Source organism: Rhodococcus sp. 06-221-2 (assembly GCF_002258365.1).
Lineage (GTDB): Bacteria > Actinomycetota > Actinomycetes > Mycobacteriales > Mycobacteriaceae > Rhodococcoides > Rhodococcoides fascians.
Genome location: NZ_NOYJ01000020.1, coordinates 111,342 through 133,122, shown reverse-complemented (window position 1 = coordinate 133,122; position 21,781 = coordinate 111,342). Strand labels below are relative to the sequence as shown.

Below are 21,781 nucleotides of genomic sequence, written 5' to 3'. Positions count from 1 at the left end.
TCAGGAGGAAAAGTTAGATGGCGGTTGGACGTCGACGCGAGGCAGCATTGACGGTCGAGGACCTTCCGCGCTTGGTTCGGAGCGTCGCTGCGGTCGAACCGGACCGCGTGGCGCTCGCGCACCTCGGCACGGAGTTGACCTACGCCCGGTTGGACGAGGAGATCACCACCCTCGACACGGCCATGGGTGGGGTTCTCGGCCCGGACGCGCTGGTCCCGGTCGTGCTGTCCAACACCGTTCCCGGCCTTATCGAGGCCACCGACGGTGGTCTCGACGCCGTGGTCTCGTCGGTGGTCTCCGATGCCGCGACGGTTCTCGGTGACGACGACTCGGCGTCGAGCCCGGCCGAACCCGAGGCAACCACCCTCTACACCCTGTTCGCCGATCAGGCCGAGCGCACACCGGACGCACCCGCGCTCGTGTTCGGCGGCGAGAGTCGGTCCTATTCCGAGTTCGCAGAGTCGGTCGAACGCCTCGCCCGGGTTCTGATCCAGCGGGGAGTCGGCCCGGATTCGACGGTGGGGCTGTCGATCCGCCGCTCGTTCGATCTGCTGGTGGGTATGTACGCCATCTCGGCAGCCGGTGGTGCCTACGTTCCGTTGGACCCCGAGCACCCGGTGGATCGACTCGCCTACGTCCTCGATACCGCGCGACCGGTTCTGGTGCTCACGACATCGGAGGACCTGCCGCAGTTGCCGGACGGCACGCAGACTCTGCTCGTCGATGCCGTCGACGTCTCCGGCGTGACTGCAGGGCGCATCACCGATGCGGACCGGCTCGGCACCCTCGGCGAAGACGACCTCGCGTACGTCATCTTCACGTCCGGTTCGACCGGGCGGCCGAAGGGCGTGGCGGTGGGCCACCGCGCGATCGTCGCCAATATTTCCTGGCGGCAGCGGGAATACACGATGACCCCGGCCGACGTCGTCTTGCAGAAGACGCCGTTCACGTTCGACGTGTCGGTCTGGGAGTTCTTCTGGCCGTTGCAGATCGGCGCGACACTGGTGATCGCCGAGCCCGACGGGCACCGCGACCCCGCCTATCTCGCCCGCGTCATCGCTGAACACGGCGTGACGGTGACCCACTTCGTACCGTCGATGCTGTCGGTCTACGTTGCCGAACCCACCGCAGCACAGGCCGATTCGCTTCGCATGGTGTTCGCCTCCGGTGAGGCGCTGCCGGCGCGAACCGTCAACGCGTTCCACGCGATCTCCGGTGCCGAGTTGCACAACCTGTACGGTCCCACCGAAGCAGCCGTCGACGTCACGTACTACCGAACCCAGCAGGTGGAGGACGGCTCGGTACCGATCGGCGCTGCCGTCGACGACACCGACCTCTACGTGCTCGACGAGGGTCTGCGGCGCTCACCCCGGGGAGTCGAGGGAGAGCTCTATCTCGCGGGCGTGCAGCTCGCTCGCGGATACCTCGGACGCACGGACCTGACGTCCGATCGATTCGTCGCCGACCCGTTCGGTGAGCCGGGGGACCGGATGTACCGCACCGGCGACCTGGTGCGCCGACGCGCCGACGGCCAGATCGAGTACATCGGCCGCACCGACTTCCAGGTCAAACTGCGTGGCCTCCGTATCGAACTCGGCGAGATCGAGCAGGCGCTGCTCGCCGAGCCGCAGGTGACCCAGGCTGCAGTACTCGTTCACGCCGACCACTCGCAGGCGCAGTTGGGCGAGCAGCTCGTCGGCTATGTCGTGAGCACCGAGCCCGATATCGATCACGACGGCCTGGCCGATGCGGTGCGCCGGCGCATGCCCGAGTACATGGTGCCGTCGGTGTTCGTCGTGCTGGACGAATTCCCGCTGAACGCCAGCGGCAAGCTGGACCGAAAAGCCTTGCCTGCGCCCGATTTCGCCTCGCTCGTACGCGAATACCGAGCCCCGGGCACCGACACCGAGACGGCCATGGTGGCAATTTTCGAGACGGTGCTCGGGATGGACCGTATCGGCGTGGACGACGACTTCTTCGTCCTCGGCGGAAACTCGCTCAACGCGACCCGCGTGATCGCGCGAGTCAACGCGGAACTGGGCACAGCAGTGGATGTGCGGTCGTTCTTCGACGCACCGACCGTCGCCGAACTCGCCGCGGCCGTCGATGCCGCAGGCTCGACGCACGCGCGACCTCCGTTGGTGGCGCAGCAGCGGCCCGAACGTGTGCCACTGTCGCTGGCCCAGCAACGGATGTGGTTCCTCAACCGATTCGAGCCGGACTCGGCTGTCAACAACATCCCGGTCGCCATCGCGTTGAGCGGCGAACTCGATTTCACCGCCCTGCAGGCGGCCTTGATCGACGTGTTGGACCGGCACGAGTCGCTGCGGACGGTCTACCCCGATCACGACGGCATCGGCTTCCAACAAGTACTCGAATCCGATTCGGTGGCAGTGGAATTGGAGCGCGCGACGGCAACCGATGCCGACGTTCCCGCCGTGCTGCTCGAGTTCGCGCTCAGGCCCTTCGATCTGGCGGTACAGCTGCCCTTCCGGGCGGTGCTTCTCGAGACGGCCGAGACCGAGCACGTGCTCGCGTTCGTGGTGCACCACATCGCGGCCGACGGATTCTCGATGGGCCCGCTGACCCGAGACGTGGTGGCCGCATACGTGGCGCGCACCAACGGGCAGCAACCACAGTGGACTCCGCTGGAGGTGCAGTACGCCGACTTCACGCTGTGGCAGAGGGCCGTCCTCGGCAGCGAGGACGATCCGGAATCTCTGATCTCGGCGCAGGAGAACTACTGGCGGCACCGACTCGGCGGCGCACCCGACCAGTTGGAGCTACCCACCGACCGTCCCCGCCCGGCGGTCGCCACGACCAACGGCGGCACGCACACGTTCGAGATCGACGCCGAACTGGTCCGCGCGCTGGAGAAGCTCGGAAGAGACCACAACGCAACGACATTCATGGTCGTGCACGCCGCGCTGGCCGTGCTGTTGGCCAAGCTCGCGGCCGCCGACGACATCAGTATCGGTACGCCGGTCGCCGGCCGTGGAGACGCGGCCCTCGACGACGTCGTCGGCATGTTCGTCAACACACTGGTGCTGCGCACCGAAGTCGATCCACGGACGTCGTTCGACGATCTGCTGCGCGAGATCCGGGAGGTGGACCTCGCTGCGTTCTCGCACGCCGACGTGCCCTTCGAGCGTCTGGTGGACGTGTTGGCCCCGGCGCGCTCGCAGGCACGCCACCCGCTGTTCCAGGTCATGTTGACGTTCCAGAACCTGGATCGAACCTCGGTCGAGCTCCCCGGCCTGACCATCGCAGCGGTCGACTACGAGGCAGACCTGGCCAAGTTCGATCTGCAGGTGACGCTGTGGGATTCGGCACCGGCCGGCTCCGAGCCCGCGGGCCTGACCGTCGCCCTGACCTATGCCGCGGACCTGTTCGACAAATCGACGATGGCTCGATTCGGAGAGCGGTTCGTTCGTGTTCTTCGTGCGATCACCGCAGCGCCCGCTGCAGCCGTCGGAGAAATCGACCTGCTCGACTCGGTCGAGCGGGAGTCGGTGCTGACGTTCGGTTCGGGACCGGCGCACGAGATCACCAGCGGAACAACGTTGGTGGGGCAGTTCGATGGTCGCGTCGAGCAGACCCCCGACGCGCAGGCCCTGGTGTTCGAGGACGTTCGGCTGACGTACGCCGAGCTCGATGCGCGCGCGAACCGCCTGGCGCGGTACCTGTTGTCGGTGGGTGTCGGGACCGATTCGACGGTCGGTCTCGCAGTCGGCCGCAGTATCGAGTTGTTCGTCGGTATGTACGCGATCGTCAAGGCCGGTGCTGCGTACGTACCCATCGATCCGGCTCAGCCGTCGGAGCGCAACGAGTACATCGTGAGCACGGCCTCGCCGGTACGGGTGCTCTCGAGCACCCGAGATCACGTCGAGTTCCCCGGCGTGGAGACGGTCGACATCGATACCGTGGACGTGTCGGAATTCTCGTCGGCGCCGGTCACCGACGCGGAGCGGACGGCACCGCTGCGGGCAGAGAACCTCGCATACGTCATCTTCACCTCGGGGTCGACGGGTCGGCCGAAGGGCGTCGGCGTACCGCACGCGGCGATCGTCAACCGGTTGTCGTGGATGCAGCACGAGTACCCCCTCGGTCCGCAGGACGTGGTGTTGCAGAAGACACCGGCTACGTTCGACGTGTCGGTGTGGGAGTTCTTCTGGGCCTTCCAGGTCGGCGCATCGGTGGTCGTCGCGGTTCCCGAGGGTCATCGGGATCCGTCGTACCTGCTCGATGTCATTGCACGCGAACATGTCTCGGTAGTGCACTTCGTGCCGTCGATGATGTCGGTGTTCACACCGGAGGCGCTGCGTAGGCCCGACGCGGGAGCGTCGCTGCGTACGGTGTTCGCCTCGGGGGAGGCGCTTGCGCCTGCTACTGCACAGTCGCTGCGCCGCGCACTCCCACAGGTGTCGGTGCACAACCTGTACGGCCCGACCGAAGCTGCTGTCGACGTGACCTATCACGCGGTCTCCGACGCGGACACAGCCGTGGTGCCGATCGGTTCACCGGTGTGGAACACCGATGTGCGCGTTCTGGATTCGTCGTTGCGGCCGGTTCCGGTCGGGGTGTCGGGAGAGCTCTATCTCTCGGGTGTCCAGCTCGCCAGGGGATACGTGAGCCGACCCGATCTGACCGCGGATCGCTTCGTTGCCGATCCGTTCGCGGTCGACGGTGCTCGGATGTACCGAACCGGCGACGTGGTGCGGTGGCTGCCCGTCGGTGAGTTGGAGTACGTGGGCCGGTCCGACTTCCAGGTGAAGTTGCGTGGTCTCCGTATCGAACTCGGCGAAATCGAATCGGCTCTGTTGGATCTTCCCGAGATCGCTCAGGCCGTGGTGCTCGTGCGACGAGAACAACTGGTTGCCTACGTCGTCCCCACCGAAGGCCCGGTCGATCTGGACCGGGTACGCACCGCGCTACGTGGACGTCTGGCCGAGTACATGGTGCCGACCACCGTCGTGGAATTGGCCGAGTTCCCTCTCGGCGGAAGTGGCAAGCTCGATCGAAAAGCGCTGCCCGATCCGGAATTCGAGGCAACGCCCTACCGAGCACCGTCCGATCCGGTCGAAGAGATCGTCGCGAACGTGTTCGGCGCGGTCCTCGGACTCGACCGAGTCGGTGTGGACGACGACTTCTTCGCGCTCGGCGGCAATTCGCTCGTCGCCACTCAGGTCGCCGCACGGCTCGGTGCCGAGCTGGGCACGACGGTGCCCGTCCGAACGATGTTCGAGGCAGGCACGGTGGCAGCCTTGGCTGCTGCGTTGGAAAGCCACGTCGGCCACGGAGTCTCCGCGCCTCTGGTGCCGCAGGAACGCCCCGAACGAATTCCTCTCTCTCTCGCCCAGCAGCGGATGTGGTTCCTCAACCGATTCGAGCCCGAATCGGCGGTCAACAACATCCCCGTGGCGATCCGGCTCACCGGAGCACTCGACACTGCGGCCCTGAACGCAGCGGTCGTCGACGTTCTCGACCGGCACGAAGCACTCCGCACCGTCTACCCGAGTGTGGACGGAGCGGGGCATCAGGTGATCCTGCCTGCCGAATCGGTGGCACCGGACCTGACACCCACCACACCGTCCGCCGACGGTGCGGTGGCCGACCTGATCGCGTTCGCCTCCGAAGGATTCGACGTCACCCAGTCGATTCCCCTGCGCGCGAAACTGTTCCAGGTCACCGACGACGAGTACGTGCTGGTCGTCGTGGTTCATCACATCAGCGCAGACGGGTGGTCCATGGGACCGCTGACCCGCGACGTGATGACGGCTTACCTCGCTCGTGTGGCCGGCGACGCTCCGCAGTGGACGCCGCTGGCGGTGCAGTACGCCGACTTCGCGCTGTGGCAGCGCGCCGTGCTCGGCGACGACGCGGATCCGAGCAGCCTGATGGCAGCACAGGCGGACTACTGGCGTTCGGCCCTGGCGGACCTGCCCAGTGAGCTGACCCTGCCGTACGACCGGCCGCGTCCTGCGGTGCAGTCGTACTCGGGCGGGCGGTTCCAGTTCGACATCGATGCGGATCTGCGTGCCTCGCTCGACGATCTGGCCCGGTCGACCGGAACCACCCTGTTCATGGTGCTCCACGGTGCTCTCGCGCTGTTCCTGGCTCGCATGTCCACCTCGGACGACGTTGCGGTGGGTACCGCCGTCGCAGGCCGCGGCGAGGCCGTCCTGGACGACGTGATCGGCATGTTCGTCAACACCCTGGTGCTCCGTACCTCGGTCGATCGAAGCAAGGGATTCACCGACCTCCTCGGCCACGTCCGGGAAGTCGACCTCGATGCATTCGCACACGCGGACATCCCCTTCGAGCGGCTCGTCGATCTGCTCGAACCCGAGCGCACGACGGCCAGGCACCCGCTGTTCCAGGTCGCGATCGCGTTCGAGAACCTGCCGCCGAGCGAATTCCACCTACCCGATCTGACGGTCTCGGCGGTCGACGTCGAGGTCGACACCGCCAAGTTCGACCTGTCGCTGACGCTGCACGAGAAGTCCGACGGCACCGGTCTGTCCGCCGGTTTCCTCTACGCGCGAGACCTGTTCGACGAGAACACGATCGAGGTGTTCTCGCGTCGTTTCCGCTGGCTGCTCGAAGCGATCGTGGCGACACCGAACACCCCGGTGGGCGATCTGTCCATCCTCTACGACGACGAATACGACCGGCTCACCCACGTCCACGGTGACGACGTGTTGGCCGGCGGCACTCTGGCCGAGATCTTCGCTGCCGGAGCCGCACTCGACCCGTCGGCGACCGCGATTCGCTACGAGGGCCGCTCGATCTCGTACGCCGAACTCGATGCGACGTCCTCGCAGCTCGCCCGGGTGCTCATCGAGCGCGGGGCCGGCCCCGAATCCGTTGTGGCTCTGGGGTTCCAACGCTCCTACTTCATGGTGCTCGCGGTCTGGGCAGTGGCGAAATCGGGGGCCGCGCACCTACCCGTCGACCCGACGTATCCGGTCGATCGCGTCGCCCACATGGTCTCGGACTCCGAGGCCCTACTGGGCCTGACCACCCGGGCACACTCGGATCGGCTCGCCGGCGGACAGCAGGACCTGACCTGGCTGAGCGTCGACGACGACGAGTTCGTGGCCGAGGTCCGCACCCGCTCTGCCGAGCCGGTCACCGATGCCGACCGCCTGCGACCCGTCACGTTCCAGAACCCCGCCTACGTCATCTACACCTCGGGCTCGACGGGCAAGCCGAAGGGCGTCGTCGTCGCGCACGCCGGACTCGGGGGCGTCCTCGACGCAGCAACCGATCTCTATCACCTGAAACCGGCCTCGCGGTTCCTCCACGTCTGCTCGCCGAACTTCGATCCGTCGGTTCTGGAGTGGATGGCGGCGTTCTCCGTCGGCGCGACGTTGGTAGTGGTACCCGCATCGATTCTCGGCGGCACCGAACTGGCCGAATTGTTGAAGGCGGAGAGGGTCACTCACACGATCATCACGCCCGCGGTGCTCGGCACGATGGATCCCCACGGGATCGATTCGCTCGAGGTGCTCTCGGTGGGCGGCGACGTGACCACTCCCGAACTGCTCGCCCGCTGGGCAGGGGACCGGAAGTACTTCAACGGGTACGGACCGACCGAGACCACGATCATCTCCAGCTTCGCCGAGTTGACGCCCGGCGAGCCGATCACCATCGGTCGACCGATTCACGGCATGTCCGTGCTCATCCTCGATTCCAGGCTCGAACCGGTTCCGACCGGTGTCGCGGGTGACCTGTATCTGTCGGGCGGTGCGCTCGCTCGCGGCTATCTCGGTAGGCCGAGTCTGTCCTCCGAGCGCTTCGTGGCCAACCCGTACGGCATCGACGGCGCACGGATGTACCGCACCGGCGACGTCGTGCGATGGACGGACGACCTGCAGCTGCAGTTCGTCGGCCGCACCGACTTCCAGGTGAAGGTGCGCGGGTTCCGTATCGAGCTCGGCGAGATCGACTCCGCGCTCACCGCTGTTCCCGAGGTCGACTTCGCCGTCACACTCGGACACGAACTGCCCTCGGGTGTCACCACCCTCGTGTCCTACGTGCTGCCGACGCGTGGTTCCGTCGTCGACGTCGAGGAGCTGACCGCCTTCGTCGGAAAATCATTGCCCGCCTACATGATCCCGTCGTCGATCATCGTTCTCGACACCGTTCCACTGACCCCGGTGGGCAAGTTGGATCGCGCCGCGCTTCCCGCGCCCGTGTTCGAGGCCCGGGAATTCCGCGCACCCACCACCGCGGTCGAAGAGATCGTCGCCGGAGTGTTCGCCGACGTCCTGCACCTCGAGCGAGTGGGACTGGACGACGACTTCTTCGCCCTGGGCGGTAACTCGTTGATCGCCACCCAGGTGGTCTCGCGGCTCGGCGCGGCCCTGGACACGGTGGTCCCGGTGCGGGCGCTGTTCGAGAGCTCGACCGTGGCCGCACTGGTGGCGCACGTGGAGAGCGCTGTCGGTTCGGGGGGACGAGCTGCACTCGTGGCGGGTCCGCGTCCCGAGCACCCGCCGCTCTCGCCTGCGCAGCAGCGGTACTGGTTCCTCAACCAGTTCGACACGACGTCGTCGGTGGACAACATTCCGTTCGCCGTGCGGTTGTCGGGTGAGCTCGACGTCGCTGCGCTGCAGTCGGCGGTGCGCGATGTCGTCGAGCGCCACGAGTCTCTTCGTACCCGGTACCCGGACTCTGCACAGGGCCCGTTCCAGCAGGTGTTGCCGGCGTCCGAGGTGCCGATGGACCTCGCCGTGCGAGACGTGGCCGGTGCGAACGTCGTTGCCGCCGTGACCGAGTTCTTTGCGCGGGGCTTCGACGTCACCGCCGAGGTGCCGGTCGACGCGCGCGTGTTTCGCGTCGACGAGAACGAGCACGTCCTGGCCTTCGTCGTTCACCACGTGTCGGCCGACGGTGCGTCGATGGGCCCGCTGGCCGTCGACGTCATGACCGCATACACCGCGAGATCTGCAGGGACGGCTCCGGACTGGGAGCCACTCGAGGTGCAGTACGTCGATTTCGCGCTGTGGCAGCGAACCGTGCTCGGTACCGAGTCGGATCATGATTCGGTTGCAGCGCAGCAGGTGTCGTTCTGGAAGGATACGCTCGCCGAGCTGCCGGATCAGCTGGTGCTGCCCACCGATCGCCCGCGCCCGCCGGCGCAGAGTTTCCGTGGCGATGCCGTGCGGTTCACCGTCGACGCCGGCACGCACGCTGCTCTCGCCGAACTCGGACGTACCGAGCAGGCAACGTTGTTCATGGTGGTGCACTCGGCATTCGCCGTGTTGCTCGCACGCCTGTCCGGTTCCGAGGACATCGCGGTCGGAACGCCCATCGCCGGCCGCGGTGAGCGGGCTCTGGACTCGATGATCGGTATGTTCGTCAATACCCTGGTCTTCCGGTCGTCGGTCGAATCGTCGATGACCTTCCGCCAGTTGCTCGCTCAGGCCCGAGAGCGGGACCTGGCCGCGTTCGCGCACTCCGACGTTCCGTTCGAGCGTCTCGTGGAGGTGCTGAACCCGGTGCGGTCGACGGCACGCAACCCGTTGTTCCAGGTAGGCCTGTCCTTCCAGAACCTTGCCGAGTCGACGTTCGAGCTGCCGGGTCTGACGGTGAGTGCCGTCGAGGCGGATGCGGTGACTGCGAAAACCGATCTGCAACTGTCGATCTCGGATCGCTACGCCCCGGACGGCTCGCCCGCGGAACTGTCGGCCGAATTCAGTTATGCCACCGATCTTTTCGATCGCGCCACGATCGAAGGTTTTGCCGACCGGTTCGTTCGCCTCCTCGCCGCCGTGGCCGCGGACCCGTCGGCCGTCGTCGGCGATCTCGAGCTGCTCTCGCCCGAGGAACGCACCCGGATCGTCCACACGTGGAACGACACCGATCACGATGTCGATGCGTCGCAGACGCTGGTATCGCTGTTCGATCGACAGGTGCAGGCGCAGCCCGACGCGGTCGCGGTGGTCCATGCCGGGCAGTCACTGTCGTACGGCGAGTTCGATCGTCGAATCAACCGGTTGGCCCGCGTCCTGATCGGTGCCGGTGTCGGCCCGCAGGTGACGGTTGCCCTGGCGATCAGGCGCTCGGTGGATCTGCTCGTCGCGATGTATGCCGTCGCCAAGGCGGGCGGGGCGTACGTGCCCATCGATCCGGATCAGCCGGCGGACCGCAATGCCTACATCCTGGAGGTAGCTGCTCCCGCTCTGGTCCTGAGTACTGCGCGGGACGGTGTCGATGTCGACTCGGTTCCGGTGCTGTTGGTCGACACCGATCCGCGAGTGCTCGACGCAGAGGTCTCGGACGCGCCCGTCACCGACAGTGAGCGCACCTCGCCGCTGCGGCCTGCGAACACCGCGTACGTCATCTTCACGTCCGGATCCACCGGCCGCCCCAAGGGTGTCGCGGTGAGTCATGCCGCCATCGTCAATCAGCTGCTGTGGCAGAGCGCCCATTACGGACTGGGCAGCACCGACCGAGTACTGCTCAAGACCGCGGCCACCTTCGATCTGTCCGTGTGGGAGTTCTGGGTCGCCACCGTCTCCGGTGGTGCGATCGTCGTGGCCGACGCCGAGGGCCACCGCGATCCCGCCTACCTCGTCGATCTGATGAACCGGGAATCGGTGACGACACTGCACACCGTGCCGTCCGTGCTCGACGCGCTGGTCACGGCGTCGGCGGGCACCCTGCCCGAACCCCTGACGCGGATCCTGGCGATCGGCGAAGCACTGCCGGTCGCCACGGCCGAGCGCGCGCTGCGCAGTTCGGCTGCGCGACTGGACAACCTGTACGGACCGACCGAGGCCGCGGTCTCGGTGACTTCGCATCGGGTGACGACCGTCGACGGCACCACGGTTCCGATCGGTGGCCCGGAGTGGAACACCCGTGTCTACGTGCTGGATTCGCGTCTGGCTCCCGTTCCGGTCGGCGTCGCAGGTGAGCTCTACCTCGCGGGTGCGCAGCTGGCCGACGGGTACTTCGCGCGGCCGGATCTGAGCGCCGAGCGATTCGTCGCGGACCCGTTCACCCCCGGCGGCCGTCTGTACCGCACCGGTGACCTCGTATCCTGGCGCGCCGACGGCGAACTGGAGTACGTCGGGCGCACCGACTTCCAGGTGAAGATTCGCGGTTTCCGTATCGAGCTCGGCGACATCGATGCCGCTCTCGGATCGCTCGACGAGATTCGCGACGTCGCCGTGATCGCTCTCGCGGACACGGGATCAGGCGCGCGGCTCGTGGCCTATCTCGTGCCCGCCGATGGGGTGACGCTGGATCAGGACGGCATCCGTCTTGCACTCGCCGAACGTCTGCCGTCGTACATGATCCCGGCGGCCTTCGTCGTGCTCGAGGCTCTTCCTCGAGGCGTCAACGGAAAGCTGGATCGACAGGCGCTCCCCGAACCGCAGTTCGAGACAGCCGAATTCCGCGCGCCGACCAATCCGGTGGAAGAGGCCGTCGCGGCGATCTTCGCCGAGGTGCTCGCTGTCGAGCGCGTGGGTCTGGACGACGACTTCTTCGCACTCGGCGGTAACTCGCTCATCGCTACCCAGGTGGTCTCCCGGCTGGGGGCGGCGCTCGATACTCAGGTGCCGGTCCGCTCGATCTTCGAGTCTCCGACGGTGCAGTCGCTCGCACGTGCGATCGAGTCCGAGGTGGGTACCGGTGCGCGCCGGGCACTGACGGCTCGGACGCGACCGGACTCGGTGCCGCTGTCGATGGCCCAGCAGCGCATGTGGTTCCTGAGCCAATTCGATCCGACCTCCGCCGTGAACAACATCCCGGTCGCAATTCGGTTGTCCGGCAGTGTCGATGTCGATGCACTCACCAGCGCGGTGTATGACGTACTGGCTCGGCACGAGATTCTGCGCACCGTGTACCCGGAGGTCGACGGACGAGGCCATCAGGTGGTGCTCGGTACCGCGGAGGCCGGCGTGACGGTTGTCGTCGACGACGTCGACGAGAGTTCGATCGAGCAGGCCCTGCGCGACTTCGTGTCCGCGGGATTCGACGTGACCCGAGCTGTTCCGGTCCGAATCCGGATCCTGCGGGTCAGCGAGACCGAGCACGTACTGGCCTTCGTCGCCCACCACATCGCCGCGGACGGGTTCTCGATGGGACCCCTGACGCGCGACGTCATGGTGGCCTACACCGCCCGTGCCGCGGGGGAGAACCCGCAGTGGGCACCACTTCCGGTGCAGTACGCGGACTACGCGTTGTGGCAACGCGAGGTACTCGGTTCCGAGGACGACCCCGATTCGCCGTTGGCGAAGCAGCTCGCCTACTGGACGACGGCTCTGGCCGGTGCCCCGGCACAGCTCGACCTCGCGACCGACCGGCCGCGTCCGGCGGTGGCGTCGTATCGCGGTGCGGCATACAACTTCTCGATCGACGAGGCTCTGCAGTCGAACATCGCTCGCGCTGCCCGCGCCAACAACGCCACGAACTTCATGGTGGTCCACACCGCGCTGGCGGTGCTCCTCGGCGCGATGGCGGGTACCGACGACGTGACGATCGGGACCCCGGTCGCCGGCCGCGGTGACGCCGATCTGGACGAGCTCGTCGGCATGTTCGTCAACACGCTCGCCCTGCGTACCGCGGTGCACCCCGCGGCAACGTTGCGCGAGCAACTCGCCGCAGTTCGCGAGGTCGACCTGGGAGCCTTCGGGCACGCCGACGTGCCGTTCGAGCGGCTCGTCGACGAGCTGGCCCCGGACCGCTCACAGGCTCGCCACCCGATCTTCCAGGTCATGCTGACGTTCCAGAACCTGAACCGCCAGACGTTGGCCCTGCCGGGGTTGAGTGTCGAGGGCATCGATCTGGGTAGCGCGTTCGCGAAATTCGACCTGCAGGTGACGCTCTGGGAGAACACGGACGACCGCGATGCTCCCGCCGGAATCGACGTGCAGTTCGACTACGCCACAGATCTATTCGAAGAATCCAGCATGGCCTCCCTCGGGCGACGGCTCGTCCGGGTACTGCACGCGCTGACCGACACACCGGACGGGGTCGTCGGCGACATCGACATCCTCGAGGAGGGCGAACGTACCCGCGTCCTCGAGGATTGGAACGCCACCGCGCAGGAGGTGGATCCCGGCGCAACTCTGGTGTCGCTGTTCGAGACCCGAGTTGTCGAGTCCCCGGACAACACCGCCGCGAGCTTCCTCGACGATCGGGTGACGTACCGCGAATTCTCCGAACGGGTCAACGCGCTCGCGCGTCTGCTCATCGCCGAGGGAGTCGGCCCGGAAACCGTGGTGGCGACGGCCATGCGCCGCTCCATCGACATGCTGACGGGTATCTACGCCGTGCTCGCCGCCGGTGGTGCCTACGTTCCGGTCGACCCGGATCTACCGGCCGAACGAATCGGCTACATCCTGGACACGGCGGCACCGGTGGTGCTGCTCACGACCGAGCGCGACGGTACAGATCTCGTGACCGACGCCGCCAGAATCCTGGTCGACACCGTCGACACGACAGGTCTGTCCACGGCACCGGTGACCGATGCCGAGCGAACCGCACCGTTGCGACCGGCGGACACCGCGTACGTCATCTTCACCTCCGGCTCCACCGGTCGCCCCAAAGGCGTTGCGGTCAGCCACGAGGCCATCGTCAACCGTCTGCTGTGGATGCAGGCCGAATACCGTCTGACCGAGCAGGACAAGGTGTTGCAGAAGACGCCGGTCACGTTCGACGTGTCGGTGTGGGAGCTGTTCTGGCCGTTGCAGATCGGTGCCGAACTCGTCATCGCGGTGCCCGACGGCCATCGAGATCCGGCATATCTGGTGCGCACCGTTGCCGAACGCGGCGTCACGGTCGCGCACTTCGTGCCGTCGTTGCTGGCCGTGTTCGCCGCCGCGGACGGCGTGTCGAACTGCACCGGCCTGCGTGCGGTGTTCGCCTCCGGTGAGGCATTGCCTGCATCGGTTGCCTCGGCCCTGCGCACTGCTCTGCCCGCAACCGAGCTGCACAACCTGTACGGCCCGACCGAGGCCGCTGTCGACGTCACCTATCACCATGTCCTGCCGTCGGACACCGTGTCGGTTCCCATCGGCGCACCGGTGTGGAACACGAGGGTGACCGTGCTCGACGCGCGACTGCACCCCGTTCCCGTCGGGGTGCCCGGGGAGCTGTATCTCGCCGGGCGTCAACTGGCCCGCGGATACCTCGGCCGCCCGGACCTGACTGCCGACAGGTTCGTCGCCGACCCGCACGGCAGTGCCGGCTCGCGGATGTATCGCACCGGAGACCTGGTGCGCTGGAGGCGCGACGGTGAACTCGAGTACCTCGGCCGCACCGACTTCCAGGTCAAACTCCGAGGCCTGCGGATCGAGCTCGGCGAAATCGAAGCTGCGTTGACTGCAGATCCGTCGGTCGACCAAGCCGTCGTTCTCGTGCGCCGGACGCCGTCGGCAGGTGAACTCCTGGTCGGCTACGTCGTTCCTGTCGCCGGGGAGACGATCGACACCACAGCGGTCACCGCCTCGGTTGCGACCCTGGTTCCGGAATACATGGTTCCGGCCGGGCTCATCGTGCTCGATGCCCTGCCACTCGGGCCGAACGGCAAGCTGGACCGCAGAGCACTACCCGAACCGGAATTCGGCAGCGATGCCGAATTCCGCACCGCGACAACCGACACCGAACGCATCATCGCCGAGGTCTTCGCAGACGTCCTCGGCCTCGACGCCGTCGGGGTCGACGATTCGTTCTTCGCGCTCGGCGGCGACAGCATCGTCTCGATTCAGCTCGTTTCTCGCGCCAAGGCCAGGGGAATTCAGTTCGGGCCGCGAGATGTGTTCGAGCGCAAGACCGTTGCCGGTCTCGCCGAGGTCGCCGTGATCGTCGGTGAGGGCAATGACGCGGTCGTGCTCGAGGAACTCGACGGCGGCGGTGTCGGTTGGCTGCCGCTACCCCCGTTCGGTGTAGCGATGATCGAGCGCGGCGGCGGGTGGTCACGCTTCCATCAGGCCGTCACACTGGAGCTGCCGCTCGGTATCGACCGAGCCGGGATTCTCGCCACGGTGACCGCAGTGGTCGATCGACACGACGTGCTGCGGTCGACCCTGGTGCACGACGACCGCGGCTGGGGCCTCGAGGTTGCGGGCACCGGAGCCGTCGATGTGGAGGCGTTGCTCACCCGCGCCGATACCGATTCGGCTGCAACAGTATTCGACGATGCGGTGGGAACGCTCGACCCCACGGCCGGCCGCATGCTCGCCCTCGTCTGGATCGACCGAGGACCCGAGGTGCCGGGCACGCTGACCGTGGCGGCGCACCACCTCGTGATCGACGGAGTGTCGTGGCGAATCCTGGTCCCCGACTTCGTCTCGGCCTGGGCTCAGGTGTCCGGGGGAGTGACCCCGAGCCTCCCCGAGGTCGGGACCTCGATGCGGCGTTGGACCCATGCACTGGTCGACGCGGCAGCGAGCGAGGCGCGGCTGGCCGAGTTGCCGCTGTGGCGTTCGATCGCCGACACCGAGGACCCCGTGCTGGGCAACCGCCCCTTCGATCCTGCGGTCGATGTCGTGGCGACGCTCGAACGGGTGAACATCGAACTGACACCCGACGTCACGCGCACCTTGCTGACCACCGTTCCGGAGATCTTCCGCGGCGGAGTGGGCGACGGGTTGCTGGCCGGGCTCGCTCTGGCCGTCACGAGACTGCGGTCCGAGCGCGGCATCACTGCACCGGCAACACTGGTGCAGCTCGAAGGCCACGGCCGCGAGGAAGCGGTGGTTCCCGGAGCTGATCTGGGACGTACTGTCGGCTGGCTGACCAGCCTGTTCCCCGTGCGCCTCGACCTGACCGGAATCGACGTCGATGCTGCGTTCGCGGGAGGGTCGCAGCTCGGCGATGCAGTCAAGGCAGTCAAGGAGCAGATGCTGGCGCTGCCCGATCGAGGCATGGGCTGGGGACTGCTCCGCTACCTGAACTCGGAGACCGCTGCGGAACTGGCCGAACTCGGCACCGGACAGATCAGCTTCAACTACCTGGGCCGGGTGGACGCCGGCGAGGTCCCGGACGAGATGAAGTCGCTCGGCTGGTTGCCGGCCGCCGACGGTGAGCTCTCCGCGCCCGGTGATGCCGACATGGCCGCGAACAAGACCGTCGACATCAACGCCATCGTGCTCGACACCGACGAGGGCGGGGTCCTGAGCGCCGGCTTCGCGTTCCCGACCGGAGCCGTGTCCGCGGACACGGTCGAGCGTCTCGCCGGGCTGTGGTCCGAGGCGTTGACGGCGCTGGCCACGTACGCCGAGGCACCAGGCTCGGGTGGCCTGACCCCGTCGGACGTGCCTCTGGTGGCGCTGTCGCAGGCCGACATCGCGTCGTTCGAGGCGCGTTACTCACAGCTGACCGACATCTGGTCGCTGTCACCGTTGCAGCAAGGACTGCTGTTCCACGCGTTGTTCGCCGATGCGTCGATCGACGTCTACACCATGCAGGTCGTACTCGACCTGGCCGGCGAGGTGGACGCCGAACGGTTGCATCACGCTGCCCAGACGCTGCTGGATCGGTACGACAATCTGCGTACCTCGTTCACCGCGACCGCCGACGGTGAGACGGTGCAGATCGTCCATCAGGACGTCGTGTTGCCCTGGACCACGATGGACCTGTCGCACCTCGACGAGCCGGAACGTGGCACAGCAGTCGCCGATGCCCTGGCGGCCGAGCAACGACGGCATTTCGACGTCTCCACTGCACCACTGCTGCGTTTCGTCCTCGTGCGAATCACCCCGACCACCTACAAGCTCGCGATGACCAACCATCACGTGCTCCTCGACGGGTGGTCTCTGCCGTTGGTGATGAAGGAACTGTTGTACCTGTACGCCGCTCGTGCTTCCACCTCGTCGATGCCGAGGGTTCGCTCGTATCGCTCCTACCTGGCATGGCTGAACCGACAGGACCCGGCCGTGTCTCTCGGTGCGTGGACCACCGCGCTGGCCGGAGTCGAGGAGCCGACGTTCGTCGCACCGCCGAGTGTCGGACGAGAGATCTCCGCACGCTCGGCAGAGACGGAGCGATTCGTCGATCCCGAGACCACCGCGTCGCTCGTGGCGCTCGGTGGCAGGCTCGGCGTCACCGTCAACACGCTGGTGCAGGCGGCCTACGGCCTGCTGATCGCACACATCACCGGCCGCACCGATGTCGTGTTCGGTGCCACGGTCTCCGGCCGTCCCGCTGCTCTTCCAGGCGTCGAGTCGATGATCGGCCTGTTCATCAACACCATCCCGGTGCGCGTTCGATTCGATCCGGCCGACACTGTCGAGAACTACCTGGTCCGGATTCAGGGAGAACAAGCAGACCTGCTCGACCACCATCACATGGGACTCGTCGACATCCAACGGGCGATCGGAATGGGGAATCTGTTCGACACCCTCACCATCTTCGAGTCCTACCCGGTGGACGAAGCCGAGCTGACGCAGCAGGCGGCAGCGATCGACGGAATGACCGTCGAGTCGGTGAGCTCGAACGACAACACTCACTACCCACTGACGTTGTTGGTCGTGGCCGAGGATCGAATCTCGTTCACGCTCAAGTACATCAGCGATCTGTTCGACGCTGCGTACGTGGAATCCATCCTGTCCCGGCTGGTCGGTGTTCTCGAGACCTTCGTCTCCGACACCACGGCGGCGGTCGGCGATATCGATCTGCTCGGCTCGGAAGAACGAACCCGCGTGATCGACACCTGGAACGACACCGCACACGAGGTCGACGCAGGCATCATGCTGACCGCGCCGTTCAGGGCTCGGGTTGCGGCGAACCCGGACGCCACGGCCGTGCTGTACGAGGGCACCGCAGTGACCTACGCCGAGTTCTCGGAGCGGGTCAACCGTCTTTCCCGACACCTGATTTCGCTCGGCGTCGGCCCGCAGTCGCTCGTGGCTCTCGGCATGAGGCGAGGCATCGACCTGATGGTCGGCATGTACGCCGTCCTCGAAGCCGGCGGCGCCTACGTACCCATCGATCCGGACCACCCGGCCGAGCGCATCGAGTACATCCTCGACACCGCGGTGCCGGTCGCCGTTCTCTCGACCAGCCACGATCGGACGGGACTGCCGGACCGGTTCCCGATTCTCGAACTGGACACCCTCGATCTCGCGTCCTACCCGGCAGACGCCGTGGCCGACGCCGACCGACTGGCACCGGTACGCCCGGAGAACACCGCCTACGTCATCTTCACGTCCGGGTCGACCGGGCGACCCAAGGGCGTCGCGGTGCCGCACCGCGCGATCGTCAACGAGATGGCGTGGATGATCGACCAGTACTCGCTCGACGAGAACGACGTCTACCTGCAGAAGACGGCGACGACGTTCGACGTGTCACTGTGGGGCTTCTTCCTCCCACTCCAGGTCGGTGCGAGCGTCGTTCTCGCGACCCCCGACGGCCACCGCGACCCGGCGTACGTCGCGGAGCGCATCGCCCGGCACGGCGTCACCGTCACGGACTTCGTGCCGTCGATGCTCACGGTGTTCGCCGCGTACGCCACCGAGGAGCAGTGCCGGTCGTTGCGACACGTCTACGTGGTGGGTGAGGCACTGCCCCCGGAGACGGTGACGGACTTCCGCGCGATCACCTCTGCCGGGATCCACAACCTGTACGGCCCCACCGAAGCCGCAGTGAGTGTGACGTACTGGGAGACGTCTGCCGACGAGGGCGCGACCGTCCCGATCGGGGCGCCGGAATGGAACACCCAGGCCTACGTTCTCGACGGCAGGCTGCATCCGGTTGCCGCAGGGACCGCGGGTGAGCTGTATCTCGCGGGAACGCAGCTCGCCGACGGATACCTCGGGCGCGTCGACCTGACGATGGACCGCTTCGTCGCGAACCCGTTCTCGGCTGCCGGCGAGCGCATGTATCGCACCGGAGACCTCGTCCGATGGCGATCGGGGCCGGGCGCTTCAGGCGTCCTGGAGTACATCGGCCGCACCGATTTCCAGGTCAAGTTCCGTGGCCAGCGGATCGAGCTCGGTGAGATCGAGACCGCACTGTTGGCCCATCCCGACGTCAACCAGGCCACGGCCGTGGTGGCGACCACCGGTGCCGGCGACCAGCTCGTCGGATACGTGGTGCCCGCGCCGGGTAGAACGCTGGACCCGGCCGAGGTACGCACCTTCGTCGGCGGCGCGCTGCCGAAGTACATGGTGCCGGCGACGGTGATGGTGCTCGCGGAATTCCCGCTGAACACCAGCGGCAAGCTGGATCGAAAAGCACTGCCGGAGCCGGTGTTCGAGGTTCGCGAGTTCCGTGCTCCCGCAACGCCGGTCGAGGAGATCGTGGCGGAGATCTACGCGGAGCTGCTCGGCGTGCAGCGGGTCGGATCGGACGACGACTTCTTCGATCTCGGTGGTAACTCGCTGATCGCCACAAGAGTGGCGGCACGGGTGTCGGCTGCGCTCAGGAAGAAGGTCGGCGTCCGAGACCTGTTCGAGGCCTCGACGGTCTCGGCACTCGCCGCGCGCGCCGAATCACGCATCGACGACGCGAACGATGTGCCGCTGCGTCGCCGACCGGCCGGCCAGACCGTTCCGTTGTCGCTCGCGCAACAGCGCATGTGGGTACTGAACCGACTCGACCCCGAGTCCGGGGCCTACAACATGCCGCTGGCGCTCCGTCTGCGAGGCGAGCTGGATGTCGCGGCACTGCAGAGCGCCGTGTCCAGCACCGTGGAACGCCACGAGGCACTGCGCACGCGCTACCCGGAAGATGCGAACGGTTCGCCGTACCAGGAGTTCGTCGACGCCGGATCGGTCGTACCCGATCTGACTCCGATCGACGCGACCGACGACTCCGACACCGCCGGACGGATTCGCGCACTCGTCTACGAGGGCTTCGACGTCACCGTCGCACCCCCGGTCCGGGGAGCACTGTTCCGCTTCGGCCCGGACGAGTACGTCTTCGTCATCGTGATGCACCACATCAGCGGAGACGGCGCATCGATGGCACCACTGGCCCGTGACGTCATGACTGCGTACCTCGCTGCCGCGTCGGGGACCGACTACACGCCCGAACCGCTGACGGTGCAGTACGCGGACTTTGCGGTATGGCAGCGGCAGGTGCTGGGCTCGGACAGCGACCCCACGTCGATTCTGTCGCAGCAGTTGGCCTTCTGGGCGGACGAGCTCAGCGGGATCACCCCGGTCGTGTCGTTGCCGTGGGATCGGCCGCGAGCGGCTACCGCGAACCTGCGTGGAGCCAGTGTGAGTGTCGAGCTGGACGAGTCGGTACACACCGGGCTTGCCGCGATCGCGCGCGAGAACAACGCGACTCTGTTCATGGTGTTGCACGCGGTCCTCGGGGTGCTGTTGTCGCGGATGAGCGGCTCCCGCAGCTTCGCCGTCGGCACGCCCATCGCCGGGCGCGGGCACGAGGCGCTCGACGGACTGGTGGGCATGTTCGTCAACACGTTGGCGCTGCGCACGGACGTGGACCCGGATGCGACGTTCGCAGAGCTGCTGACCGCTCTACGCGAGACCGACCTGCGGGCCTTCGCGAATTCGGACGTCCCGTTCGAGCGGGTCGTCGACACCATCGCACCGGACCGGAACGCCGGGTACACCCCGCTGTTCCAGACGGTTCTGTCGGTGGAGCCCCACGGCGAGGCGCGCTTCGAGCTGCCGAACCTGGTGGTCGAACCCGTCAGCGGCTTCGAGCCGACGGCGAAATTCGACCTGCAGGTCACGGTGGAGACCCAGCACGCCGACGGGAACAGCGGCACCGGAACCCTGAACGTCGAATGGGTGTATGCCGCCGATCTGTTCGACGAGTCCACGGTCGCGTCGCTGGCGGAGCGATTCGCACGCATCGCCGGTGCTGTGGCGGCAACACCAGCGGTCGTCGTCGGCGACATCGACGTGCTCGACGCCGCCGAGCGGGCGGCACTGACCGAGACCCCGCAGACCGCTGACTCCACTGCGGCACCGGTTCGGTCGGACCTGACCCTGCCGCAGGTACTCACCTCGACGGTGGACGCAGATCCCGACGCGCCCGCATTGTCGTCGGACGGTGTCGAGACCACCTACCGTCAGCTCGACGAACAGTCCTCACGGATGGCTCGGGTACTGATCGAACGTGGCGTCCGAACCGGAGTCGTCGTCGCCGTCTTCGTCACCGACGCTGTTGCAGCAGTCGTGACGCAGTGGGCGGTGGCCAAGGCAGGCGGAGCTGTGGCTCCGGTCGCCCCGTCGAACTCCTCCGACGTTCTGGAGCGGGCAGGCGCGTCCGTCCTCGTCCTGGACGGTGACGACGCGCCGAGCTGGGCCGGGTCCGCCACGACCATCCACCTCGGACATCCGGACGTCGTCGACGCCATTGCCGCGAGTTCTGGGCGGCCGGTCACGTATTCGGACAGAACGGCGGTTCTGGGACCCGACAGCCCAGCGTTGGTGGTGGTCGAAAACGGCATTGCGATCGACCACGGAACACTCGCTGCACTGGCGACGGGCGCAGTGGCGGAGTGGGCCGTGGCCTTCGATTCACGGCTGGCCGTCCCCACCCGGTTCGATTCCGGTGCAGCAGTTCTGGCCGGTGTGGTCGCCGTGACGGCAGGTGCAGCCCTGGTGACCGATCGGGCGGAGTCCGCCGAGGACGCCGCCGACATCGTGTCCGCAGAATGGGTCACCCATGCGTTCCTCTCCGCAGCAGATGCCGCCGCGGTCGATCGACTGCAACCCGAGGACATCGAGGACCTCGTTGCGATCGTGTCGGTCGAAGGTGACGGTGCCGAGATGAGCGGTGTCGACATTCCGGTGCATCGTCTGCCCGGGTCGATAGGAACCGCCGCCCGATAAGGTGAGGC

Annotated in this window: 1 protein-coding gene; it reads left to right on the top strand. The window is 66.9% G+C overall.

Annotation, left to right across the window (positions count from 1 at the left end):
- The first annotated feature begins 17 nt into the window (after window positions 1-17).
- Complete coding sequence (locus tag CH281_RS11300) at window positions 18-21,773, top strand: non-ribosomal peptide synthetase (protein WP_094694157.1); 21,756 nt, start codon at window positions 18-20, stop codon at window positions 21,771-21,773.
- The last annotated feature ends 8 nt before the right edge of the window (window positions 21,774-21,781 follow it).